Source organism: Pseudomonas sp. St316, from assembly GCF_018325905.1.
GTDB lineage: Bacteria > Pseudomonadota > Gammaproteobacteria > Pseudomonadales > Pseudomonadaceae > Aquipseudomonas.
The window spans coordinates 5,690,152-5,714,828 of record NZ_AP021901.1; the positions used below are offsets into that span (position 1 = coordinate 5,690,152).

Genomic DNA, 24,677 nt, shown 5'->3' on the forward strand with positions numbered 1-24,677 from the left:
AAAAACTTGTGGCGAGGGAGCTTGCTCCCGCTGGGCCGCGCAGCGGATCCTATTTTTTGGACCTGCTGCGCAGTCCAGCGGGAGCAAGCTCCCTCGCCACAGTTTTGCTGGGGGTCAGGACTACGTCTGGCTGTCGCCCTCGTCACCTTCATCGCCTTCGTCACCCTCGTCGGTGTCCGGGTGGTCGATGGTTGAATCGTCATCGTCCTGGTCGCCGGGTTCCTGCTGTTCGGTTGCCGCTAGCGTCATCTCCCCCTGCCCCACCTGGCCACCCCAGGCATGTTGCTCATGCTGGTCGCACTCGGCCCAGGCAAACGTCGAGCCCAGGGACAGCATCACCAGCACCTTCAGCAAAAACAGCATGCGTAGCACTTTGTTCATAGCCTATTCCTTCTCTTGCGGATGAAAGCTTGGGCCTGAAGACTTGGGAAATCCAATACTGAACAGACCGGTTCACCAGATATGATGCCCAAGCGGGGCCATAAATGCCTTGGCGCCACAGACGGGTTTCGAATAAGGCCTATCTCGAACGGTTATGACTGCGCTCTGTTGTGGGAGCGAGCCTGCTCGCGATGGCGGTGGGGCAGCTGCATGGACGCTGATTGAAACTCCGCTTTCGCGAGCAAGCTTTGCTCCCACACGTTAGGGCACATGCCTCCGGCTCCTTTTAACGGCAGGCACCGAACCTACAGACAAATACCCAGTGACATGAACCGCCAGTTCCGGGGCTACATCGCCTTGCACCTTTGCCTACAACTCAGCCAGAATCCGCCGGCTTGTGCGCCTTGGGGCGGGACTTTATGGTTATCTCGTCGCTGAAAATCAGCGGTCGGGTTTAGCGACCCGAACCATAGGCACATAAGCAACCATGCTTCATTGCGGGGTCTTACCGCATTTATGTTATGGCGGCTGTATGTAGGAGACCTTCGGGTCTACCGGGTGCCTATGTCCGGTTCGCTAACCTGCGTGCAGTCGCCACCCTTCTGTTTAGCGACAGATCTTGGCGGCTCCCATTCCCCCATAGGAGCGTCATCATGTTCAAAGCCACACCCAATCCACCGGAATCAGATCCCACCTCGTCCTACTCAAGTCTCGATCCTGAAAAATTCCACGAAGCCACTGAGCGGGCGCTCGATTATTATTTGAAGCCGGAACAGGCCAAAGCCAAGAAAGATCCATCAGCCGGCCAGCTCTTCACCGTCGTGGAGGGAGTCGATAGTGAAAGCCTGCTCGCCAACCTCAGCGAAAACCTCGCCTCGGCCAATGCCATGATCAGCGACCTGGCATTCGATCTGGAAGGCTCTCGTCGGCATGTCGCGATGGGTATCCAGCAAGTGATCGAGCTGAGCGAACTCTTGGCGAATCGGGCGCTGGATATCGCCGACCCACGCTAGCACCTCGCCCACCGCCATCGCGAGCAGGCTCGCTCCCACAAGGGATCTGTGCCGAGCACCCGTTTTCTGCCCACTGAAGATCCAGTGTTGGAGCGAGCCTGCTCGCGAAGAGGCCGGCACATCCAACATCCTGGCAAACTGGCCCACCGCTATCGCGAGCAAGCTCGCTCCCACAGGGGACCTGTGCCAAACACAGGTTTTCTGCCCGCTGAAGATCCAGTGTGGGAGCGAGCCTGCTCGCGAAGAGGCCGGCACATCCAACATTCTGGCAAGCCGACCCACCGCTATCGCGAGCAGGCTCGCTCCCACAAGGGATCTGTGCCGAGCACCCGTTTTCTGCCCGCTGAAGATCCAGTGTGGGAGCGAGCCTGCTCGCGAAGAGGCCGGCACATCCAACATTCTGGCAAGCTGACCCACCGCTATCGCGAGCAAGCTCGCTCCAACAAGGGATCTGTGCCGAGCACCCGTTTTCTGCCCGCTGAAGATCCAGTGTGGGAGCGAGCTTGCTCGCGATGGCGGCGGCACATTCAACATACAGGCAAGCCGACCCACCGCTATCGCGAGCAGGCTCGCTCCCACAGTGAGTTATTTATGCTCAGGATTTGGGCAGGTCACAAAAAACCCCGCGGCTTTCGCAGCGGGGTTTCGGGGGCAGCCCTTAGTGATGCTCGCGCGTCGCGCGGAATTTCACGTCCGGCCAGCGCTCTTCCATCAACGCCAGGTTGACCCGGGTCGGGGCCAGGTAGGTCAGGTGACCGCCGCCGTCCAGCGCGAGGTTTTCCACGGCTTTGTTGGAAAACTCTTCGAGCTTCTTCTTATCGCTGCACTCAATCCAGCGGGCGGAATAAACGGTGATCGGCTCGTAGGAGCACTCGACCTTGTATTCCTCTTTCAAGCGGCTGGCGACCACATCGAACTGCAGCACACCGACGGCGCCAAGAATGATGTCGTTGCTGCGCTCGGGGAAGAACACCTGGGTGGCGCCCTCTTCGGCCAGTTGCTGCAAGCCTTGGCGCAGTTGCTTGGACTTGAGCGGGTCTTTCAGGCGCACGCGGCGGAACAGTTCCGGGGCGAAGTGCGGGATGCCGGTGAAGCCCAGGGTTTCGCCTTCGGTGAAGGTGTCGCCGATCTGGATGGTGCCGTGGTTGTGCAGGCCGATGATGTCGCCGGCGAAGGCCTCTTCCAGTTGCTCGCGTTCCGAGGAGAAGAAGGTCAGGGCGTCGCCGATGCGCACGTCCTTGCCGGTGCGCACGTGGCGCATCTTCATGCCTTTTTCGTATTTGCCGGAGCAGATGCGCATGAAGGCGATGCGGTCGCGGTGCTTGGGGTCCATGTTCGCCTGGATCTTGAACACGAAGCCTGCGAACTTCTCTTCCACCGGTTCCACGGTGCGCTCGTTGGCAACGCGAGCCAGCGGGCGCGGGGCCCAATCGACCACGGCGTCGAGCACATGGTCCACGCCAAAGTTGCCCAGGGCGGTACCGAAGAACACCGGGGTCAGTTGGCCGTCGAGGAATTCCTGTTGGTTGAACTCATGGCAGGCGCCTTGCACCAGTTCCAGTTGCTCAATGAAGCGATCGTACTCGTCGCCCAGGTGTGCGCGGGCTTCGTCGGAGTCGAGCTTCTCGATGATCTTGACTTCGGTGCGCTCATGCCCGTGACCGGCGGTGTAGACGATGATGTAGTCGTCGGCCAGGTGGTACACGCCCTTGAAGTCGCGGTAGCAGCCGATCGGCCAGGTGATCGGCGCCGCCTTGATCTTCAGGACTGCTTCGATCTCGTCGAGCAGTTCGATCGGGTCGCGGATGTCGCGGTCGAGTTTGTTGATGAAGCTGACGATCGGCGTGTCCCGCAGACGGCAGACGTCCATCAGCGCGATGGTCCGTGGCTCGACGCCTTTACCGCCGTCGAGGACCATCAAGGCCGAGTCCACCGCGGTCAGGGTGCGGTAGGTGTCTTCGGAGAAGTCTTCGTGGCCCGGGGTGTCGAGCAGGTTGATCATGTGATCGCGATACGGGAACTGCATGACCGACGTGGTAATGGAGATACCCCGTTGCTTTTCCATTTCCATCCAGTCGGAGGTGGCATGGCGGTCGGATTTGCGAGATTTCACCGTGCCGGCGACCGCAATCGCCTTGCCCATCAGCAAGAGCTTCTCGGTGATGGTGGTCTTACCGGCATCGGGGTGGGAAATAATGGCAAACGTGCGTCTGCTGTTGACTTCATTGACAATTTTACGATCGGACATTGCTTAAAATCTCGATTGTGTACGCAGATAAGTACACAGCTAAAAAGTACCTTTGGCCGATTGCAAAGGCCAACAGAGATAACCGCGCATTGTAACAGGCGGAAGATATATCCGCATGAAAGGCCTTTTCTTACTTGAAGTCCGCGTTCAGGTCGCGAAGGCCCTCCAGCTTCACGGGGGCGCGACCGGGAAGCCGGGCAACCAACTCCAGCGTTCCGCCCATGGCTTCAACGTAGTCGCGTAGCGTAGAGAGCAGCATGTCGGTACGTTTCTCTACCTTGGAGACGTTGCCTTGCTTCATATGGAGAAGGCCGGCCATGGTCTCCTGCGTGAGATTCAGCTCCTTGCGCAACTGCTGCAAGGTCATCTGTTCTGCAATGAGCTGCGCGCCGCGCTGCTCGACCTTTTTTCGACGCGCAGCAGGGAGCGCCTTCATAACCTGATCGAGTGTCTTAGCCATTGTCCTTTCCTTTCTTCGGTAAGCTCAGGTGCCGGTCAAAACGGACGTCCGCACGCTTGATCAACGCCTTATAGAATTTCCTTTCGCTCCCGCCCGACTTGTCACCGCCAACCAGCAAAATAGCCTTCCTTTCAGGATCGAACGCGAAGGCCACGCGCCAGACCCCATCATCAGCCTTGAAGCGCAGCTCTTTCATGTTGGCGTGCTTCGAGTCGTTGAGGGTGCCCACCTGAGGACGCCCCAACTCCGGACCAAAGCGCTCCAGCAGCCTGAGCTGTGCCAGCAACTCATCCTGAACCGCTTCGGCCATGGCCTCGAATTCCTGCTCAAACTCATTACAAAATTCGACAAACCAATTCACGATGAAAAATACCCTTAAGTGAATATTCCGTCAAACACATATTCTCGCTCCCTGCCTGCGGATCGACTCTAGAGTTTTTAAAAGAGGCACTGGGCCGGCACGGGCCTTCAGCCCGGCAGGAACCAAACCGTTAAGCGCATCCAGGGCAGCCGGATATTCTCCGGCATGGGAACCTTTTGCCCCGAGGAGACGTCCACCTCCCTGCAATGGCTTTTCGTCAGGGCCTGAAAAATCAGCAAGTTAGCCTGACGAGGCTGCGCTCATGGCTCGCATGAAATGCCGTTTACCGGCATCGAAAGAGCTGCTTCTCGCGAATGTTTTCCCGGCAACCCGTGATGGTTTGCCGCCCGGGAAAGCGTGCGCCGACTGAAAGACAAAGGAGTCCGCCTGTGGCTATCCGCTATGGCAAAGGGCTTATCGGAGGTGCGATCGTCGTCGCTCTCCTGGCCCTGTTGGTCCACTGGATCGGCATCGATACGATCCAACGCTACCAAGACGATCTGCTGTTTTACCTGCAAGCGCACCTGGTGCTTGTCCTGGCCTCCATGCTGGCGGCCCTGCTCGTGGGCATTCCCGCCGGCATCGCCTTAAGCCGCCCTGGCATGGTCGGGCGCGCCGAACGCTTCATGCAAGTGTTCAACATCGGCAACACCGTGCCGCCCCTGGCCGTGCTGGCCATTGCCCTGGGCATCCTGGGCATCGGCAGCGGTCCTGCCATCTTCGCCCTGTTCCTGGCCTCGCTGTTGCCCATCGTGCGCAACACTTATGAAGGCCTGAAAAACGTCCAGGGTTCGCTCAAGGAAGCCGCCGTCTGCATCGGCATGACCCCGCGCCAAGTGCTGTGGAAAGTCGAGTTGCCCAACGCCGTGCCGATCATCGTCGGCGGCGTGCGCGTGGCCTTGGCGATCAACGTCGGTACCGCCCCGCTGGCATTCCTGATTGGCGCCAACAGCCTCGGCAGCCTGATCTTCCCCGGCATTGCCTTGAACAACCAACCGCAGCTGTTGCTCGGCGCGGCCTGCACCGCCCTGCTGGCGCTGCTGCTCGACGGCCTGGTGACACTGGCCAGCCGCCTCTGGCTGGAACGCGGTCTGCAACCGTCATAAGCCGGTTGGATAAAGGAAATCGTTTATGAAGAAGTTGAGCTTGATACTGGGCTGCGTCCTGCTGTTCGCAGGATTCGCCCAAGCCGCTGAAAAACCGCTGATCCGCCTTGGCGCCCGGGTGTTCACCGAACAAACGCTGCTGGCGGAAATCACCGCGCAATACCTGCGCAGCAAGGGCTACGACGCGCAGATCACCGGCGGCCTGGGCAGCAACCTGGCCCGCAGCGCCCATGAAACCGGGCAACTGGACATGCTCTGGGAGTACACCGGCGTGTCATTGGTGGCCTACAACCACGTCACGGAAAAACTCGACAGCGCCCAGTCCTACGCCCGGGTGAAAGAACTCGACGCGAAAAAAGGCCTAGTCTGGCTGGCCCCGTCGAAATTCAGCAACACCTACGCCCTGGCGCTGCCGGAAAAAATCGCCCGCCAATACCCGCAGATCAACAACATCAGCCAGTTGAACACGGTGCTGCAGGCCGAAGCCGATGACAATCATCTGGTGGCCCTGGACACCGAGTTCGCCAACCGCTCCGACGGCCTGGCGGGCATGGTCGAGCAGTACGGCATGAACCTGACCCGCAAGAACATCCGCCAGATGGATGCCGGCCTGGTCTACACCGCCCTGCGCAACGGCCAGGTGTTCGCCGGGCTGGTGTACACCACCGACGGCCGGTTGAACGCGTTCAAGTTGAAGTTGCTGGAAGACGACAAGCATTACTTCCCCGACTACACCGCCGCACCGGTGGTACGCCAGGCCTTCCTCGATGCGCACCCGCAACTGGCCGAGCAACTCAAGCCCCTGGCCGCGCTGTTCGACGATGAAACCATGCGCCAGCTCAACGCCCGCGTGGACGTCAACCACGAAAGCCCTTCCACCGTTGCCGCCGATTTCCTGCGCCAGCATTCCCTGCTCTCAACCCAATGACCTGGAGGAAAAGCCATGGACTTTCTTGACGCCTTTTCCCATCTGGACTGGCCGCTGGTACTGCACCTGACCTGGCAGCACATTACCCTGGTGGGCATCGCCGTGACCCTGGCAATTGTGGTCGGTGTGCCGCTGGGTATCTTCATGACCCGCTTCCCGACGCTCGCCGGCCCATTGCAGGCCAGCGCCACGGTGCTGCTGACGATTCCGTCGATTGCGCTGTTCGGCCTGTTGCTACCGTTCTATTCCAAGTTCGGCCAGGGCCTGGGGCCAATGCCGGCGATCACCGCCGTATTCCTGTACTCCCTGCTGCCAATCATGCGCAACACCTACCTGGCCCTGACCGGCGTGGAACCGGGTATCCGTGAGGCCGCCCGTGGCATCGGCATGACCTTCGGCCAGCGCCTGCGCATGGTCGAACTGCCCATCGCCGTGCCGGTGATCCTGGCCGGCGTGCGCACTGCCGTGGTCATGAACATCGGCGTCATGACCATCGCCGCCACCATCGGTGCCGGTGGCCTGGGCGTGCTCATCCTCGCTTCCATCAGCCGCAGCGACATGTCGATGCTGATCGTCGGCGCCGTGTTGGTCAGTCTCCTGGCCATCTTCGCCGACCTGCTTCTGCAATGGCTGCAACGCTCGCTGACTCCTAAAGGACTTCTCAAATGATCGAACTTCAAAACCTCAGCAAAACCTTCAAGAGCAACGGCAAGGATGTGAAGGCCGTGGACTCGGTGAACCTGACCGTCAATGAAGGCGAGATCTGCGTGTTCCTCGGCCCGTCGGGTTGCGGCAAGAGCACCACGCTGAAGATGATCAACCGCCTGATCCCGCCCACGTCGGGCAAGGTGCTGATCAACGGCGAAGACACCACCGGCCTCGACGAGGTGACCCTGCGCCGCAACATCGGCTATGTGATCCAGCAGATCGGCCTGTTCCCGAACATGACCATCGAGGAAAACATCACCGTGGTCCCGCGCCTGCTCGGCTGGGACCCGCAGAAATGCCACGACCGCGCCCGCGAGTTGATGAGCATGATCAAGCTCGAACCCAAGCAATACCTGCACCGCTACCCCCGGGAACTGTCGGGCGGCCAGCAGCAGCGGATCGGTGTGATCCGCGCCTTGGCGGCCGATGCGCCGCTGTTGCTGATGGACGAACCTTTCGGCGCGGTGGACCCGATCAACCGCGAGATGATCCAGAACGAGTTTTTCGAGATGCAACGGGCGCTGAACAAAACCGTGATCATGGTCAGCCACGACATCGACGAGGCCATCAAGCTGGGCGACAAGATTGCGATCTTCCGGGCCGGCAAGCTGGTCCAGTGCGATCACCCGGACACATTGCTGGCGCACCCGGCCGATGAGTTCGTCAGCAACTTCGTCGGCCAGGACAGCACGCTCAAGCGCCTGTTGCTGGTCAAGGCCGAAGACGCGGCGGACAACGCTCCGTCGGTCAGCCCGGAAACGTCGGTGAATGAGGCTCTGGAGCTGATGGACGAACATGACCGTCGCTACGTGGTGGTCACCTGTGCCGAGAACAAGGCCCTGGGGTATGTCCGCCGTCGCGACCTGTACCGCCAGGCTGGCACCTGCGGCCAATACCTGCGCGAATTCAACGCCACCGCCGCCTACGACGAACACCTGCGGATCCTGTTGTCGCGCATGTACGAGTTCAACCGCTCCTGGCTGCCGGTGATGGACGCCGAGCGGGTGTTCCTGGGGGAAGTGACCCAGGAATCGATTGCCGAGTACCTGAGTTCTGGCAAGTCCCGTGGCGGCAAGACCAGCATCGTTTCGCCGGCCGAGGCGGCTTCGGCCTGAGGCATGACACCTTTGTGGCGAGGGAGCTTGCTCCCGCTTGAGTGCGCAGCGCTCATCGCTTTTGCTTGGGGCCGCTACGCGACCCAGCGGGAGCAAGCTCCCTCGCCACAAGAGCCAAGCCACATCAAGCAGGTCGTTTGACCGATCCAAGGGAACATCAATCTGTCACGCAGGTCGGTTACATCATGAGCTGTCGCGGGCCGCACGACGGATGTGTGCAAAAACGCGACATTTTTAGTTGATCTCAGGCCCCTCACGCCCTAAAGTTCGCGCCGAACGTCCATGCTGGAAACGATCCATCCGGCTCAAGTACTGACGACGAGACAGCAAGGCCAAGGGCATTACGCATCCCATGGCCTTTTTGCTTTCGGCGACATGCCTTGGGAAGTAGGCGAACCAAAGTGGGGATACGGAGGACGTTCACGAGGGCTGCTTGCCCTCACACCCATTGATCCTGATGTTTGCCAGTAGGAGTCCCAAGTATGTCGATCCAGGTCGAAGATTATTTCGCGCGCGAAACCTTCCAGAAAATGAAAGCGTTCGCCGACAAGCAGGAAACCCCGTTCGTGGTGATCGACACCGCGATGATCTCCAAGGCCTATGACGACCTGCGCGCCGGTTTCGACTTCGCCAAGGTCTACTACGCCGTCAAGGCCAACCCGGCGGTGGAAATCATCGACCTGCTCAAGGATAAGGGCTCGAACTTCGACATCGCCTCGATCTATGAGCTGGACAAGGTCATGAGCCGTGGCGTCGGCCCGGACCAGATCAGCTACGGCAACACCATCAAGAAATCCCGCGACATTCGCTACTTCTACGAGAAGGGCGTGCGCCTGTATGCCACCGACTCAGAAGCTGACCTGCGCAACATCGCCAAGGCCGCGCCGGGCTCGAAAGTCTATGTGCGTATTCTCACCGAAGGCTCGACCACCGCTGACTGGCCGTTGTCGCGCAAGTTCGGCTGCCAGACCGACATGGCCATGGACCTGCTGATCCTCGCTCGTGACCTGGGCCTGGTGCCGTACGGCATTTCGTTCCACGTTGGCTCGCAACAGCGCGACATCAGTGTCTGGGATGCCGCCATCGCCAAGGTCAAGGTGATCTTCGAGCGCTTGAAAGAAGAAGACGGCATCGTCCTGAAGCTGATTAACATGGGTGGCGGCTTCCCGGCCAACTACATCACCCGTACCAACAGCCTGGAAACCTATGCCGAGGAAATCATCCGCTTCCTCAAGGAAGACTTCGGCGACGACCTGCCGGAAATCATCCTGGAGCCGGGCCGTTCGTTGATTGCCAACGCCGGCATCCTGGTCAGCGAAGTGGTGCTGGTGGCGCGTAAATCGCGTACCGCCGTCGAGCGTTGGGTGTACACGGATGTGGGCAAGTTCTCCGGCCTGATCGAAACCATGGACGAAGCCATCAAGTTCCCGATCTGGACCGAGAAGAAAGGCGAGATGGAAGAAGTGGTCATCGCCGGCCCGACCTGCGACAGCGCCGACATCATGTACGAAAACTACAAGTACGGTTTGCCGCTGAACCTGGCTATCGGTGATCGCCTGTACTGGCTGTCGACCGGTGCCTACACCACCAGCTACAGCGCGGTGGAATTCAATGGCTTCCCGCCGCTGAAGTCGTTCTACGTGTAATTCGCTGATTGTTGGCCCCAAAAGCCCGTGACTGTGTCACGGGCTTTTTTGTGGGAGCAAGGCTTGCCCGCGACGGAAGCGATGCGGTTTTTCAGAAATCGAGGCGCCTGTTTCGCGAGCAAGCTTTGCTCCCACAGTCCAGCGGGGCGACGCGACGTTTCGATAAATCCCCCTCGCCACACGTAGGGGCTCGACACATCGCCCACATAAAAGCCCCGTTCATCCCCACAAAGCATGGCTTTTTGTGTGTATTTATGAATGATTCTCGATAACTCACGGCATAATGCGCACCATGATGAACAGTAATAGATGAACAAGGCGGGCGACGTGTTAAAGAAAACCCTGTTCCAGTTGCACTGGTTTTTCGGCATCAGTGCCGGGCTGGTCCTGGCGTTGATGGGCATTACCGGGGCCGTGGTGTCGTTCCAGGATGAAATCCTGCGGGCCTTGAATCCGCAAGTACTGACGGTCGAGCCGCAACCGGCCGGCGTCCTGCCGCCCGCCGAACTGGTGGAACAGATCGAGGCCGCTTCCGGCAAGACCGTCGCCATGCTCTGGGTCGAGACCGACAGCGGCAACGCCGCGCGGGTGATCTTCGCCGCGCCGCCTGGGGAAAAACGCGGCGCCATGCGCTATTTCAACCCCTACAACGCGCAGTTCATGGGTGATGTGACGGGCCAGGACTTCTTCGGCCTGATACTCAGGCTGCACCGCGTCCTGACCCTGGATGATGTCGGTCGGCAAATCACTGGTGCCTGCACGCTGATCCTGGTGTTTTTCTGCCTGTCCGGGCTGTACCTGCGCTGGCCGCGCCAATGGAACAGCTGGCGCGCCTGGCTGACCCTCGATTGGGGGAAAAAAGGTCGGAGCTTCAATTGGGACCTGCACTCGGTGGCGGGCACCTGGTGCCTGGCGTTCTATCTGCTGGCGGCCCTGACCGGGCTGACCTGGTCCTATGAGTGGTACAACAACGGCGTGACCCGCCTGCTCTCCGATTCACCGAAAGAGGAACGGGTGCGCAATCGTGGTCCGGCACCGAGCGGCCCACTCCCCGCGGCCGATTACCGGGCCATGTGGAGCAGCATCTACAGCGCCGCCGGCCCGGGGCTGTCGGCCTATAACGTGCGCATGCCGCCCGTGGCCGGCCAACCGGCGACCGTGTTCTACCTGCTGAAAAATTCGCCGCACGACCGGGCGCTGAACGAGCTCACCCTTGACCCGGCCACTGGCGTCATCAGCCGGCACAGCCGCTACAGCGACAAGAGCGTCAAGGCGCAGTTGCTGACCAGTGTCTATGCCCTGCATGTCGGCAGTTACTTCGGCCTGGTCGGACGGATCCTGGTGACCGTTGCCGGGCTGACCATGCCGCTGTTCTTCATCACCGGCTGGTTGCTGTACCTGGACCGCCGCCGCAAGAAGCGCCACGTCAAAAACGCCCGTCAGGCCCTCATCGCCAACCCGGGCAATGCGCCGGCCTGGCTGATCGGCTTCGCCAGCCAAAGCGGTTTCGCCGAGCGACTGGCCTGGCAGACCGCCGGCCAACTCCAGGCCGCCGGCTTGCCGGTGAAGGTCCAGCCACTGGCCGGAGTACGTGAGCAGGACCTGAACAACGCCACCCATGCGCTGTTTGTCGTCAGCACCTTTGGCGACGGCGAAGGGCCGGACAGCGCCCGCGGCTTTGAACGCAAAGTGCTGGGCCAGGCCTTGAGCCTGGAGCGCCTGCAGTATTCGGTGCTGGGCCTGGGCGACCGGCAATATGAACACTTCTGCGGCTTCGCCCGGCGCCTGCACGCCTGGCTGGCGGAACACGGCGGCAAGACGCTGTTCGCGCCGGTGGAAGTGGACAGCGGCGACCCTTACGCCCTGCGCCACTGGCAACAACAATTGGCGGAGCTGACCGGCCAAGCCCCGTTGGACACTTGGCAGGCCCCCAGCTTCGAAAACTGGATCCTCAGCCAGCGCACCCTGCTCAACCCCGACAGCAGCGGCTGCGGGGTGTACCTGCTGGGTCTCAGCGCCCCCGGCCCGAGCAGTTGGCTGGCCGGTGACCTGGTGGAAATCCTGCCGCGCAATGACCTGTTGGCCATCGAGCATTTCCTCGACGGGCTCGGCCTCTCCGGCCACGCGCGCGTGCAAGTCGATGGCCTGTCCCAGAGCCTCGACCAGGCCCTGGCGACCCGCCAACTCCCGGAAATCCGCGCCCATCTGGTCGGCCTGCATGCCCAGGCCCTGGTGGATGCCCTGGCACCGCTGGCGATACGCGAGTACTCCATCGCCTCGATCCCGGCGGACGGTGTGCTGGAGCTGATCGTGCGCCAGCAATGCCATGCCGACGGCAGCCTGGGCGTCGGTTCCGGCTGGCTCACCGAACACGCACCGCTGGGCAGCGCCATCAGCCTGCGGCTACGCCGCAACAGCAGCTTCCATCTGCCGGCCCAGGGTGTGCCGATGATCCTGTTGGGCAACGGCACCGGCCTGGCCGGCCTGCGCAGCCTGCTCAAGGCCCGCGGGGCCCAAGGCATGCAACGCAACTGGCTACTGTTTGGCGAGCGCAACCGCGAACACGATTTCCACTGCCGCGATGAGCTGCAGGAGTGGGTGACCTCCGGTGATCTGGAACGCCTGGACCTGGCCTTCTCCCGAGATCAGCAACAGAAAATCTATGTCCAGGATCGCCTGCTGGAATCGGCGCCACTGCTCAAGCAATGGCTGGCCGACGGCGCGGCGATCTATGTCTGCGGCAGCTTGCAGGGCATGGCGTCAGGGGTGGATCACGTGCTCAACATGGTGCTGGGGCGCGAGGAAGTGGAGCGGCTGATCGAGCAGGGGCGGTATCGGCGGGATGTCTACTGACAGACACCCATCTTAAGTACCCCTTGTGGGAGCAAAGCTTGCTCGCGATAGCGGACTTTCAGTCAGCCATTTATTGACAGATATACCGTCATCGCGAGCAAGCTTTGCTCCCACCGAGGCTCCTGGCGCGACTGACAGTCAAACCGGCTGCAACTTCTTCTCGAACACCGCCACACCTTCCAAATCCCGCAGCACCACGCTCATCTCCCCGCTCGGCCCGTCGATGTTCACCTCGCCAAAGAACTGATACCCGGCAAACGGCGAGGTGTTCTGGGCCGGAGGCGCTTTCTGGAACACCACTTCCGGGCCGAAGGTCTTGTCCAGGGGATTGGGCCCGAAGCTACCGGCATTCAATGGCCCGGCGACAAACTCCCAGAATGGTTCGAAATCCTGGAACGCGGCCTGTTCGGGATGGTAGTGATGGGCGGCGCAATAGTGGACATCGGCGGTGAGCCAGACGTAGTTGCGTACCTGATGCTTGCGCAGGTAGCCGAGCAGTTCGGCGATCTCCACCTCACGCCCCTGGGCCGCGCCCGGGTCACCGTTGGCGACCGCTTCCCAGCGCGGCACGCCGGGGCTGACCTCACCGTCCGGCACGCCCAGGCCGATGGGCATGTCGGCAGCGATGACTTTCCATTGGGCCCGGGACTGCTTCAATTCGCGCTTGAGCCAATTCAACTGCTCACGCCCCAGGAACGGTTTGGCGGCGCCGAGGTTGGCGTCGTTGGCTTCGCGGTAGCTGCGCATGTCGAGCACGAACACATCCAGCAGCGGCCCGTAACCGAGCTTGCGGTAGATCCGCCCACCGCCGTCGGCCTTCTGCAAGCGCATTGGCGCGTATTCCAACCAGGCCTGGCGCGCCCGGCCAACGAGGCTGTGGATATCCTTGCTCTGGTAGCGCTCGTCAAGTTGTTTGCCCGGCGACCAGTTGTTGACCACCTCGTGATCGTCCCATTGCCAGATCTGTGGCACTTCGGCATTGAAGCGGCGTACGTTTTCGTCCATCAGGTTGTAGCGATAGTTGCCGCGATACTCATCCAGGGTTTCGGCGACCTTGCTCTTGGCGTCGGTGGTGAGGTTGCGCCAGATGCGCCCGCCCTCGACGGTAATTTGCGCCGGCACCGGGCCGTCGGCGTAGATGGTGTCGCCACTGTGGATAAAAAAATCCGGCAGGCGCAGGCGCATGGCTTCGTAGATGCGCATGCCGCCGATGTCCGGGTTGATGCCGAAGCCCTGGCCGACGGTGTCGCCGCTCCAGACAAAACGGATGTTGCGCTTGAACTGCGGCACGCTGCGCAGGTGGCCCAACCAGGGTTCGCTGGCGACACCGCTCTGGGCGTCTTCGAAATGCACCCGGTAGAAAATCGCCTGGTCGCGGGGCAGCCCGGTGAGTTCGACCCGGGCGGTGAAATCACTGCGGGCGTCGGCCATGGGCGAAACGAAACGACGCGGATTGCTGAACTTGCTGCGGGTGTCCCATTCCACCACCATCCGCGCCGGACGGTCGCTGCGGCTCCAGATCATCGCCCGGTCGCCCTGCAAGTCGCCAGACTGCACACCGTCGGTGAGCACCGGACGATCCTTGACCGAAGCCATCACCGCCGGCGCCAGCCCCGGCAACAACAACCCCGCGCCCACGGCTTGCATCACACGGCGGCGGCCCAGGTCAAATTCGCTCATGGTGTTCTCCCTTGAAATGGGAAAACTTAAGCATGGCTCTGTGAAGTGGGTGTGACAAAAATTTTATGGCCACCCCAAAACCACTGTGGGAGCGAGCTTGCTCGCGATGGCAGAGTGTCAGGCAACCTATTGGTCGACTGATACACCGCTATCGCGAGCAAGCTCGCTCCCACAGGGAAGAACAGGGCTGGTCAGGCCTTCGCCGGCTCCAACGCCATCTCCACCACCTCAGGCCGCTTGAGCAGCGCATACGCCACCCCCGTCAGCAGGCTCCCCGCCACGATCGCCAGCAGGTACAACAGCGCATGGTTGATGGCGTTGGGGATCAGCATCACGAACAGCCCACCGTGGGGCGCCATGAGCTTGCAGCCGAAGTACATCGACAGCGCACCGGTCAGCGCGCCGCCGGCGATGCTGGCCGGGATCACCCGCAGCGGGTCCTTGGCCGCGAACGGAATCGCGCCCTCGGAAATGAAGCACAGCCCCAGCACCAGCGCGGCTTTACCGGCCTCGCGCTCGGTCTGGGCGAACTTGCGCCGGGCGATGAAGGTGGCGATGCCCAGGCCAATCGGCGGCACCATGCCAGCGGCCATGGTCGCGGCCATCGGTGCATAACTCTGGGAAGCCAGCAGTCCCACCGAAAACGCGTAGGCGGCCTTGTTGATCGGCCCTCCGAGGTCGACGCACATCATCGCCCCCAGCAGCACGCCCAGCAGGATCGCATTGGTGGTGCCCATGCTGTCGAGGAAATGGGTCAGGCCTTCAAGCATGCCCGCCACTGGTTTGCCGACGATGTAGATCATCACCAGGCCGGTGATCAGGCTCGCCAGCAGCGGGATGATCAGGATCGGCTTGAGCGCTTCCAGGCTCTGGGGCAGGCGCGCGTAGCGGTTGATCGCCTTGGCCACGTAACCGGCCAGGAAACCGGCGATGATCCCGCCAATGAAACCGGCACCCAGGGTGCTCGCCAGCAGCCCGCCAATCATTCCCGGCGCCAGGCCCGGACGGTCGGCAATGGAGTAGGCGATGTAGCCGGCCAGCAGCGGCACCATCAATTTGAACGCGGTGTCGCCGCCGATCTGCATCAGCGCGGCTGCCAGCGTGCCGGGTTCCTTGAAGGCGGTGATGCCGAACACGAACGACAAGGCGATCAACAGACCACCGGCTACCACCATCGGCAACATGAACGACACGCCCGTCAGCAGGTGCTTGTAGACGCCGCTCTTCTCCGACTTGGCCGGGGCGCTGGCACCGCTCGACGCGCTTTCTTGACGGCCTTCGACCAACGCCTTGTTCAGCGTCGCTTCGGCCTGCTTCAAGGCGATGCCCGTGCTGCAGCGGTAGATTTTCTTGCCGGCAAAACGCTCGGTGGCGACTTCGATGTCGGTCGCCAGCAGCACCACGTCCGCCTCGGCGATGGCCTCGGCGCTCAACGGATTGCGCGCACCGACAGAACCCTGGGTTTCCACTTGCAGGTCGTAGCCCAGCTTCTTCGCTGCCTGCTGCAATGCCTCGGCGGCCATGAACGTATGGGCAACGCCTGTCGGGCAGGCGGTGATGGCGACCAGCCGCGGCGCACGCTCGGTCGACACCACCGGCGTCTCCACCACCACATCCGAGGCGAGAAAAACCTCGGCCTCTTCGGCGCCGCGGCGCAGCACCGAATCGACGTCTTGCAGGGCCTGGGCCGGGGTGCTGCGGAACAGGCGCTTGCCGACGAACCGCGCCATGTCCACCGGGCCGCTGGCGACCAGCAAGACCCACTCGGCGGCCTCGAGGGTCGCGGCCGACAACTGGCGTTCCGGATGAGCCGCGTCGTGGACTTCAACACTGGTGCTCCAACCCTGGCGCTGTGCCGCGGCGTCCAGCAGGCGGGCGCACAACACACTGGTGACCATGCCGTTGGGGCAGGCCGTCACAATGGCTAGTTTCATTCTTGCGAACCCTCTTATTGTTCTGTCAGGGGGCGCACGCGCACGCCCTGTTCAAGCGACGCCAGCAACGCGGTGTCGTGGATGCCAAAACCGATCTGCGTGACCGCCATGGCGGCGATAGCCGTGGCGGTGCGCAGCGTCTGCTCCGGGGTGTCGGCGCGAAGCAGGCCGTGCAGCATGCCCGCCAGCAGCGAATCCCCGGCACCCACGGTGCTGGCGACGCTGACCTTAGGCGGCGAAGCATGCAGCGCCGCACCGACACTGAACCAGTTCACGCCATCGGCGCCGTGGGAAATCACCACATGCTCGATGCCCTGGGCATGCAGGCGCTGCGCGGCTTGCGCCTGGGCCAATTCGCTCACCACCTCGCAACCCAGCGCATCGGCCAGTTCCTCGGTGTTTGGCTTGATCAGCCACGGCCCCGCCGCCAGGGCGACACGCAAGGCTTCGCCACTGGTATCGAGGGCCACGTTCAGGCCGAGTGTTTTCAAGCGCGTGATCAAAGCCTGCAACCACTGAGGGCTGACGCCCCGGGGCAAGCTGCCCGCCACCACAACCACGTCGTGGCCAGGGGCGATTTGCTCAAGGCGCGCCAGCAAGGCGTGCTGTGCGGCGTCATCAACCACCGGGCCCGGGCCATTGAGGTCAGTGATGCGTCCGTCCTGCTCAGCCAGTTTGATGTTGCTACGCGTTTCGCCGGGCACACGGATAAAAGCATCGACAAAACCACGCTGGGCAAACAGCGTCTCGAACACCTGGGCATTGTCTTCGCCCAGAAAACCACTGACCGTCAGCGTATGGCCAAGATCGGCCAGCACCTGGGCCACGTTCACGCCCTTGCCGGCGGCGTGGGCGTGCATGGCGTCGCTGCGGTTGACCTGGCCCGGCTCCAGGCGCGCCAACTCTACCGTGAGGTCGAGCGCCGGGTTGAGGGTCAGGGTAAGAATCTTCGCCATTACAGCGCCTCCACTAATGCGCGCACGTCATCGGCGCTGCCCACGGCCAAGGCCTCTTGGGCCAGGGTTTGTACTTGCGCCAGGCTCAATTCGCGCACGCGCGCCTTGACCTCGGCAATGCTGCGGGCCGAGACACTCAGCTCGTCCACGCCCAGGCCCACCAGCACCGGCACCGCCAGTGGGTCGGCCGCCAGTTCGCCACACACACCGACCCATTTGCCATGGGCATGGGCGGCGCGCACGGTGATGTCGATCAGTTGCAGCACGGCCGGGTGCAAGCCATCGGCCTGGGCCGAGAGCGTCGGATGACCGCGGTCGATCGCCAGGGTGTATTGCGTCAGGTCGTTGGTGCCGACGCTGAAGAAATCGACTTCCTTGGCGAGCACCGGTGCCAGCAACGCGGCGGACGGTACTTCGATCATGATCCCCAGTTGCAGGTCCGCCACGGGGATTTCCTGGCGCAGGCGCTCGGTCATGTCCCGGGCCTGGCGCCATTCATCGACGCTGCCCACCATCGGGAACATGATCCGCAGCGGACGGCTGTCCGCCGAGCGCAACAGGGCACGCAATTGCGCTTCCATGACCTGCGGACGTTGCAAGGTCAGGCGAATGCCACGCACGCCGAGGAACGGGTTTTCTTCTTTCGCGATCGGCCAGTACGGCAGCGGCTTGTCGCCGCCGACATCGAGGGTGCGCACCACCAGCGGTCGACCGGCCAGGCCATCGAGGACCTTGCGGTATTCGGCTTCCTGGGTCGCTTCGTCCGGTGCCTGGGTGTGGGCCATGAAAATCAGCTCGGTGCGCAACAGGCCAATGCCTTCGGCACCCTGCTCCACCGCGCTGGCGACACCGGCGCTTTCGCCAATGTTGGCAAACACTTCCACGGCATGACCATCACGGGTCACCGCCGGCTCGTGGCGCTGCTGGGCGGCGATCTTGAGGCGCTGCTCGCGGGTGTCGCGTTCTTCCTTGGCGCGCTGCAAAGTGGCCGCGTCGGGGTCCACGTGCAAGCGACCGCGTTGACCATCCAGTAGCAACGATGTGCCCGGCGCCAGGAGCAACACCGCCGCACCGGCGCCCACCAGCGCTGGAATGCCCAGGGCACGGGCGACGATGGCGCTGTGGGCGGTGGCACCGCCACGGGCGGTGAGAATCCCGGCCACGCGCGCGGGGTCCAGGCGGGCCACGTCGGACGGGCCGACTTCGTCCATCACCAGGATGTAGGGTTGATCGGGTTCATTCGGGGTTTCGACACCGCACAGTTGCGCCAACACCCGACGGCCGACGTCTCGCAGATCGGCGGCACGTTCGGCCAGCAAAGCATCCTGCAAGGCTTCCTGTTCTTTCGCGGCGGCTTCAACCACCCCCATCCACGCCGCTTGCGCACTCTCGCCCAGCTTCAAGCGGGTGTCGACTTCGTCGGTCAGTTCCGGGTCGTCGAGCATTTCCTGGTGGGTGATGAAGATCTCGCGGATGGCCTTGGCCTTGGCGCGGTCGATCAGGCCTTGGATATCGCGGCGTACCTGGTTCAAGGCGTTTTGCAGGCGCTCGCGCTCGATGGCCGCCGATTCGCCGCGCAACGGATACTCGATGGCCTGCAATACCTGGATGTGGGCCGGGCCGATGGCAATGCCCGGCGCGGCGGCGACGGCCTGGATCAGGCTGCCCGATTCGGGGGCTAACATGACGGTCGCGACTTCGGCCATCACGGTTTCCCGCGGCGCACTCGGCGGCGGCAGCGGCTCGACCTCTTCGCCGAGGCCTTCTTCGATGGCGGCAAGCAGCGCCGGCAACGCATCGGCGGCAATGCTCGGTTCGGCGATGAATTCCAGCACCTGACCGCGACGGGCGCCCAGGCTCAACAGCTTGCTCAGGCTCTTGGCCGACACGGCGCTGTCCTGGCCGTCGACGATGCGCACGCGGATCTCACCCTCGAAACTCTTCGCCAACTGAGCGAGGATCTTCGCCGGCCGTGCATGCAGACCATGGGCGTTGGCCAAGCCAATGCGCGCGCTGGGCCAATCGGCGGGCAATTCGCCGCCGAGCACTTCCAGCACCTTGCGGCTGCTGGTGGCGCGACCCAGTTCGTGGCCGCGACCTTCGATCAGCAAGGCGCAGAGCCTTTCCAGCAGGGCCTGGTGGGCCTCGCCGAGGCTGGCGAGGCAGAACAGACCGCTCAACGGTTGACCCAGGTAGCGGATCGGTTTGTCCGGCGTGACGAACGCCAGGCCCGGACGCTTGACGGTCTGTTCGCTGTGCAGCCACCACAAGCCGTCACCCAGGGGCAGCGCATCGACTTGCTGCAACACCCCGGCAAAGCCATTGCTCACGCAATCGGCCTGGCGCAACAAGCGGGCGCCGCGCCATACCAGCTCTTCAAAATCGTCAGCCGACACACCGAGGCCGATCATCTGGGCATCCAGGGCCAGTTCCTGCGGTGCGCCCTGCAGCAGCTTCAACAAGGCTTCGGCGGAACCGGCACGGCGCAGGGCCTGGCCCAGGTCTGTCTCGCCAAGGGCGCGGGTCAGCAGTTGCAGCAGGCGCAGGTGTTCGTCGGACTTGGCCGCGATACCAATGGCCAGGTAGACGATCTGACCATCGCCCCAGTCCACGCCCTCGGGAAATTGCAGCAGGCGCACGCCGGTCGAATGAACCAGGTCGCGGGTCTGCGGGGTGCCGTGGGGATGGCAATACCTTGGCCAAGAAAAGTCGAGCCCTGGGCTTCGCGAGCCTGCAAGCCGGCGAGGTAACCCTCGGCCACCAAGCCATCGGCCACCAGTTTGTCGGCGAGCAGTTGCAGTGCAGCGTCTTTATCCACAGCCGTCTGAGCCATGGATATCTGCTCTAGAGTGAGCTCGAGCATGCTTTCTCCTTTTTGGCGTCCGGTTGGCGCCAGGTATTGTTTTGAATGAATCAGCTTAGCGTTGCAGGATGATTTTTGGCGTGATCACGGCAGAAGGGCCAAAAATCCTGCTAGCCTTGAAAATACGCTTGCTGAAACGTTTAATCTAGAAAGATTGGCACGTTACTCGATAATCTCTCATCCTTGAAGTGCAACTTGTCGTAAGCGCTTGGACGGTGACCGTCGGCTTGAATCGGGTAGGATGGCCCTTATCGTCGGGGCTAACTCGAAAAAACAAGGAAAACCGGGTTGAAACTCAGTGATATTGCCCAGCTGGCCGGTGTGTCCGTGACCACCGCCAGTTATGTCATCAACGGCAAAGCCGAACAGCAACGCATCAGCAGCGCCACCGTCGAACGGGTGCGCGCGGTGGTCCAGGAACACGGCTTCACGCCCAATCCCCAGGCCGCCGGGCTGCGCAGCCGCCACACCCGTACGCTGGGTTTTATCCTGCCCGACCTGGAAAACCCCAGTTACGCCCGCATCGCCAAGTTGCTGGAGCAAGGGGCACGGGCGCGGGGCTACCAGTTGCTGATCGCCAGCTCCGACGATGGGCCCGACAGTGAGCGGCAACTGTTGCAGTTGTTCCGCGCCCGCCGCTGCGACGCACTGATCGTCGCCAGTTGCCTGCCGGCCGGTGACGACAGCTACCTGCAGTTGCAGGCCAAGGGCATTCCGATCATCGCCATCGACCGGGTGATGGACCCTGCGCAGTTCTGCTCGGTGATCAGCGACGACCGCCAGGCCAGCCTGCAACTGACGCGCAGCCTGCTGCAGACCCAGCCTCGGCAAATCGCGCTGATCAGCGCTCGCCCCGAGCTGAGCATCAGCCAGGAACGGACCGCCGGTTTTCGCGAAGCCTTGGCCGGGTTCGAGGGCCAGGTGCTGATCGAGCATGGCGAGTCGTTCAGCCGTGAATGCGGCCGCCAGTTGATGGATGAAATGCTCGCGCGCCTGGGGCATCTGCCCGATGCGCTGATCACCACGTCCTACGTGCTGCTGCAAGGGGTGTTCGACGCCCTGCACGATTTCCCGCTCAAATCACGGCCGTTGCGCCTGGGCACGTTTGGTGACACGCAGTTGCTGGATTTCTTGCCGCTACCGGTCAATGCCATGTCCCAGCAGCACCAACTGATCGCCGAAAAAGCCCTGGAACTGGCCCTGGCGGCCATCGAAAACGATGACTACCAACCAGGCGTGCAGGCCATCGCGCGGACGTTCAAGCAGCGTATTCACCAGAGCTGAAGCTTCTTCAGGATTGATGCATGGAGTTGATCGACACCCACACCCACCTGGATTTTCCAGACTTCGACGCGGACCGCCCGGCATTGTTGGCCGAAAGCCGCGCCTTGGGCGTGCGGCAAATGGTGGTATTGGGCGTGTACCGGGACAACTGGCAGCGGGTCTGGGACCTGGTGCAAAGCGACCCGGACCTGCATGCCGCGTTGGGCTTGCACCCGGTGTACCTCGATGAACATCGACCCGACGATGTGGCGCACCTGCGCGACTGGTTAAGCCGTCTGGCCGGGCACCGGCAATTGTGCGCCGTGGGGGAAATCGGCCTGGATTACTACATCCAGACCCTGGACCGTGACCGCCAGCAAGCGCTGTTCGAAGCGCAGTTGAAATTGGCCGTGGAGTTCGAACTGCCGGCGCTGATCCACGTGCGCCGCAGCCACGCCGCCGTGATCGCCACCCTCAAGCGCATAAGCCCCACCCGGGCGGGGATTATCCATGCTTTCGCCGGTAGCCTTGAAGAAGCCCGCGAATACATCAAGCTTGGCTTCAAGCTCGGCCTGGGCGGTGCCGCGACCTGGCCCCAGGCCCTGCGCATGCAACGGGTGCTGGCAAAACTGCCGCTGGAGGCGGTGGTGCTGGAAACCGACTCACCCGACATGGCCCCGGCGATGTTTCCCGGCCAACGCAACAGCCCGGCGCATTTGCCGGACATCTGCGCGGCACTGGCTCAAATCATCGGTATCAGCCCGGAACGATTGGCCGAGGCCAGTACGAACAACGCCCGAGCATTGTTCAACTGGTGATCCCTGTGGGAGCGAGCTTGCTCGCGATAGCGTTCCATCCGTCGACAAATAGGTTGCCTGACACTCCGCTATCGCGAGCAAGCTCGCTCCCACACCAGACCTGCGGTGAATCAGCGGCAATTACACCCGAAATGCATTGATCAGCTGCTTGAGTTGCACCACCTGGGCGGACAATTCGCGGCTGGCGCCTTCGGTCTGGTGGGCACCTTCGGCGGTGCGTTCGCCGGCGCGGTTGATCTCGACGATGTTCTGGTCGATGTCATGGGCCACCGCCGTCTGCTGCTCTACAGCGGCGGCGATCTGTTGGTTCTGGTCGACGATCATGCCGACGGCGCCGAGGATATTCTCCAGGGCCTGCTGGACCTTTTCCGATTGGCTGACCGTGCCGCTGGCCATCTCATGGCTAGTACCCATCGCCTTGACCGCCGCGCCGACACCACCGTGCAGACGGGCGATCATCGCTTCGATTTCTTCGGTCGATTGCTGGGTTCGCTTGGCCAGGGTCCGGACCTCATCGGCGACCACCGCAAAGCCGCGCCCCTGTTCACCGGCCCGGGCCGCTTCGATGGCGGCATTGAGGGCCAGCAGGTTGGTCTGCTCGGCGATGCTCTTGATCACATCCAGCACGCGACTGATGGCCTGGCTGTCGGTCGCCAGTTGATTGATCACCTGCACCGACTGATCGATCTCACTGGCCAAGCGGGCGATGCTGCCCTGCTGGGATTCCACCAGAACGCGCCCGCTGAGGGTCTCGTCGTTCACGCTGTGGGCACTGCTCACCGCAGCAGCGGCACTGCGGGCCACTTCCTGGGCCGTGGCCGACATCTGGTTCATCGCCGTGGCCACCTGTTCGATCTGGCTGCGTTGGCCGGCGACGGCCTGGTTGCTCTGGGCCGATACCGTTTCCACCTGCCCGGCCTGGCGTTCGACTTGCGTAACGGTGCGGCCGACCTGTTCGATCAGGTCATGGATCTTCGCCACCGTACCGTTGAACACTTCACCCAATTCGCCCAGCTCATCCTTGCTGCGGGCGACAAAATTGACCGTCATGTCCCCCGCCGCCACCTTGTCCATCATCTGGCCCAGGTGCTGGAGCGTGGTACGTGTCGAGGCGTAGAAACCGGCGTACAGGTAAAAAATCAACAGGAACACCAGCACCAGCGCCACGGCTTGCAGCACCATGTGGCTGCGGTTCTGCTCCAGACGCTGCTGCAACTGCACACCCAGGAAGCCCTGGGTCCCTTCGTTGAGCCGATAGGTCTGCTCCATCAGGCCACTGACTTGCTCATAAAATGCCGGCCATGGCGCATCGAGCGTGTCGGCCATCACCACCTGCTCTTCAATCAGTTCACTGGCCTTCTTGAGGGTGCCCTTGCTGCCATTGGCCTGATCGGCAAGGGCCTGCCCGGCGGCCTTGCTGGAACCCAAGGCATCCTGCAGTTTCACGTCATATTCACCCTGGAGCTTTTCGATCTGCACCAGCAACTCGTCAAAGCGGGTGCTCGACGCCGAATTGAGAAACCCCAGCCCCAACGAGGATGCGCCCAGCGCCCGGCCTTCGCCGAGGATCTGGGTGACCTTGGGGGTCGTGCCGACAATCAACTCGCTGAGCTGACGGATATCACCCTGGTTGTCGCGGCTCAGCCCCGCCTGGCTGGCGATGATCTGGCTGAACATCTGGGCGCTGTTGAGCAACTTGCCGATCAGCGCACTTTTGCTCTGCAGGGAGCTTTCCGCCTGCTGGGTCTTGAAAGCACCGATCATCTCGTCGCGCTTGGCCTCGAAGGCACTGACCTGCTCAGCCTCGATGGCCACGGGGGTCATGCCTTGCAGCCGCGCGAGGACCTGTTGTTCCAGGCTGCCGATCTTCGCTTCCACATCACCGGCCTTGCCGGATTGGCCCAGGCTGGCGTTGATCTGCACCAGGTTATTGAGGGTTTCCAGGTCTCGGCGCAGGACCAGGCTGCTGCCCAGCAGGTCGAGACTTTGCAGCTCCACTTGCGTGCCCTGGAATTCCCGATAGGAATCGCGCACCAGAAAGAAGTTGGTCACCAGCATGGGCAGCAGGAACAGCACGCTGATCAGGCTGAACTTCATGCCGAAGCTCAGGCGGTTCATCAACGCGACGGCGGGCCAGAGCAAACTCTTCACAAGGAAGTCTCCCGGTAGTGTTCTTATTGTTATGAGTTCGCGCACGGAGACAGCAGAAAGCCACTATTCGGGCGCTGCCTCTGTATAGCCTAAATCGTCGGGGAGATTTGTAACTTAAGGTTAACGAGAAGGACTGACACGGTTCAGCTATGCAAGGGATTTATCTGTGTAGCAAGCCTGTTGGAACAAGGCT

The 24,677-nt window shown here is 62.2% G+C and carries 17 protein-coding genes and 2 pseudogenes; 9 read left to right on the forward strand and 10 right to left on the reverse strand.

Annotation, left to right across the window (positions count from 1 at the left end; translation table 11 throughout):
* Positions 1 to 120: 120 nt before the first annotated feature.
* The gene (locus tag KI237_RS25500; protein ID WP_212797561.1) at positions 121 to 381 is read right to left on the reverse strand and encodes a hypothetical protein; all 261 of its coding nucleotides are present in this window, start codon (positions 379 to 381) and stop codon (positions 121 to 123) included.
* 653 nt (positions 382 to 1,034) lie between these two features.
* On the opposite strand from KI237_RS25500, the gene KI237_RS25505 reads away from it, so the two are divergent.
* Positions 1,035 to 1,394, forward strand: coding sequence for a DUF6124 family protein (locus tag KI237_RS25505; protein WP_212797562.1), 360 nt, complete (start codon positions 1,035 to 1,037; stop codon positions 1,392 to 1,394).
* A 658-nt stretch (positions 1,395 to 2,052) separates the two neighbouring features.
* Here the strand turns inward: KI237_RS25505 and KI237_RS25510 are convergent.
* The 3 genes from KI237_RS25510 to KI237_RS25520 form a co-directional block, all read right to left on the reverse strand.
* Entirely contained in the window at positions 2,053 to 3,642 is a 1,590-nt protein-coding gene (locus tag KI237_RS25510; protein ID WP_212797563.1) for a peptide chain release factor 3, read from the reverse strand.
* A gap of 130 nt (positions 3,643 to 3,772) precedes the next feature.
* Positions 3,773 to 4,102: a helix-turn-helix domain-containing protein gene (locus tag KI237_RS25515; protein ID WP_212797564.1), complete on the reverse strand. Its 330-nt coding sequence runs from the start codon at positions 4,100 to 4,102 to the stop codon at positions 3,773 to 3,775.
* Positions 4,095 to 4,463, reverse strand: coding sequence for a type II toxin-antitoxin system RelE/ParE family toxin (locus KI237_RS25520; RefSeq protein ID WP_212797565.1), 369 nt, complete (start codon positions 4,461 to 4,463; stop codon positions 4,095 to 4,097). The genes KI237_RS25515 and KI237_RS25520 overlap by 8 nt, the downstream gene beginning before the upstream one ends.
* 389 nt (positions 4,464 to 4,852) lie before the next feature.
* On the opposite strand from KI237_RS25520, the gene KI237_RS25525 reads away from it, so the two are divergent.
* The 6 genes from KI237_RS25525 (at position 4,853) to KI237_RS25550 (ending at position 12,819) form a co-directional block, all read left to right on the forward strand.
* Positions 4,853 to 5,569 carry an ABC transporter permease gene (locus tag KI237_RS25525; protein ID WP_212797566.1) on the forward strand — a complete coding sequence of 239 codons (717 nt, stop codon included), beginning with the start codon at positions 4,853 to 4,855 and terminating at the stop codon, positions 5,567 to 5,569.
* A 25-nt stretch (positions 5,570 to 5,594) separates the two neighbouring features.
* Positions 5,595 to 6,497 carry a glycine betaine ABC transporter substrate-binding protein gene (locus KI237_RS25530; protein ID WP_212797567.1) on the forward strand — a complete coding sequence of 301 codons (903 nt, stop codon included), beginning with the start codon at positions 5,595 to 5,597 and terminating at the stop codon, positions 6,495 to 6,497.
* A gap of 15 nt (positions 6,498 to 6,512) precedes the next feature.
* On the forward strand, positions 6,513 to 7,166 hold the full coding sequence (locus KI237_RS25535; protein ID WP_024616353.1) for an ABC transporter permease: 654 nt from the start codon (positions 6,513 to 6,515) through the stop codon (positions 7,164 to 7,166).
* Positions 7,163 to 8,320: an osmoprotectant ABC transporter ATP-binding protein OsmV gene (locus KI237_RS25540; protein ID WP_212797568.1), complete on the forward strand. Its 1,158-nt coding sequence runs from the start codon at positions 7,163 to 7,165 to the stop codon at positions 8,318 to 8,320. The genes KI237_RS25535 and KI237_RS25540 overlap by 4 nt, the downstream gene beginning before the upstream one ends.
* Before the next feature lie 482 nt (positions 8,321 to 8,802).
* Positions 8,803 to 9,966 carry a type III PLP-dependent enzyme gene (locus KI237_RS25545; protein WP_025211808.1) on the forward strand — a complete coding sequence of 388 codons (1,164 nt, stop codon included), beginning with the start codon at positions 8,803 to 8,805 and terminating at the stop codon, positions 9,964 to 9,966.
* Positions 9,967 to 10,293: 327 nt separating this feature from the next.
* Positions 10,294 to 12,819, forward strand: coding sequence for a PepSY domain-containing protein (locus tag KI237_RS25550; protein WP_212797569.1), 2,526 nt, complete (start codon positions 10,294 to 10,296; stop codon positions 12,817 to 12,819).
* Between the two features lie 138 nt (positions 12,820 to 12,957).
* On the opposite strand, the gene KI237_RS25555 is transcribed toward KI237_RS25550, so the two are convergent.
* From KI237_RS25555 to ptsP, 4 genes and pseudogenes are all read right to left on the reverse strand, one after another.
* Positions 12,958 to 14,499, reverse strand: a complete 1,542-nt coding sequence (locus KI237_RS25555; protein ID WP_212797570.1) for an alkaline phosphatase D family protein — start codon at positions 14,497 to 14,499, stop codon at positions 12,958 to 12,960.
* Positions 14,500 to 14,690: 191 nt separating this feature from the next.
* Entirely contained in the window at positions 14,691 to 16,433 is a 1,743-nt protein-coding gene (locus KI237_RS25560) for a PTS fructose-like transporter subunit IIB (protein WP_212797571.1), read from the reverse strand.
* A gap of 14 nt (positions 16,434 to 16,447) precedes the next feature.
* Complete coding sequence (gene pfkB / locus KI237_RS25565; protein ID WP_212797572.1) at positions 16,448 to 17,389, reverse strand: 1-phosphofructokinase; 942 nt, start codon at positions 17,387 to 17,389, stop codon at positions 16,448 to 16,450.
* Positions 17,389 to 20,252, reverse strand: a pseudogene (ptsP, locus tag KI237_RS25570) (phosphoenolpyruvate--protein phosphotransferase). Before ptsP ends, pfkB begins: the two are co-directional and overlap by 1 nt.
* Before the next feature lie 288 nt (positions 20,253 to 20,540).
* Between ptsP and cra the strand changes: the two are divergent.
* Positions 20,541 to 21,536, forward strand: a complete 996-nt coding sequence (gene cra, locus KI237_RS25575) for a catabolite repressor/activator (protein WP_212797573.1) — start codon at positions 20,541 to 20,543, stop codon at positions 21,534 to 21,536.
* Positions 21,537 to 21,556: 20 nt separating this feature from the next.
* On the forward strand, positions 21,557 to 22,333 hold the full coding sequence (locus KI237_RS25580; RefSeq protein ID WP_212797574.1) for a TatD family hydrolase: 777 nt from the start codon (positions 21,557 to 21,559) through the stop codon (positions 22,331 to 22,333).
* Positions 22,334 to 22,453: 120 nt separating this feature from the next.
* Here the strand turns inward: KI237_RS25580 and KI237_RS31145 are convergent, their stop codons facing one another.
* Positions 22,454 to 23,383: a methyl-accepting chemotaxis protein gene (locus KI237_RS31145; RefSeq protein WP_502937140.1), complete on the reverse strand. Its 930-nt coding sequence runs from the start codon at positions 23,381 to 23,383 to the stop codon at positions 22,454 to 22,456.
* Positions 23,360 to 24,451 (reverse strand): annotated as a pseudogene (locus KI237_RS31150) (methyl-accepting chemotaxis protein); the annotation flags it as partial. The gene KI237_RS31145 and the pseudogene KI237_RS31150, both read right to left, overlap by 24 nt.
* Positions 24,452 to 24,677: the final 226 nt, after the last annotated feature.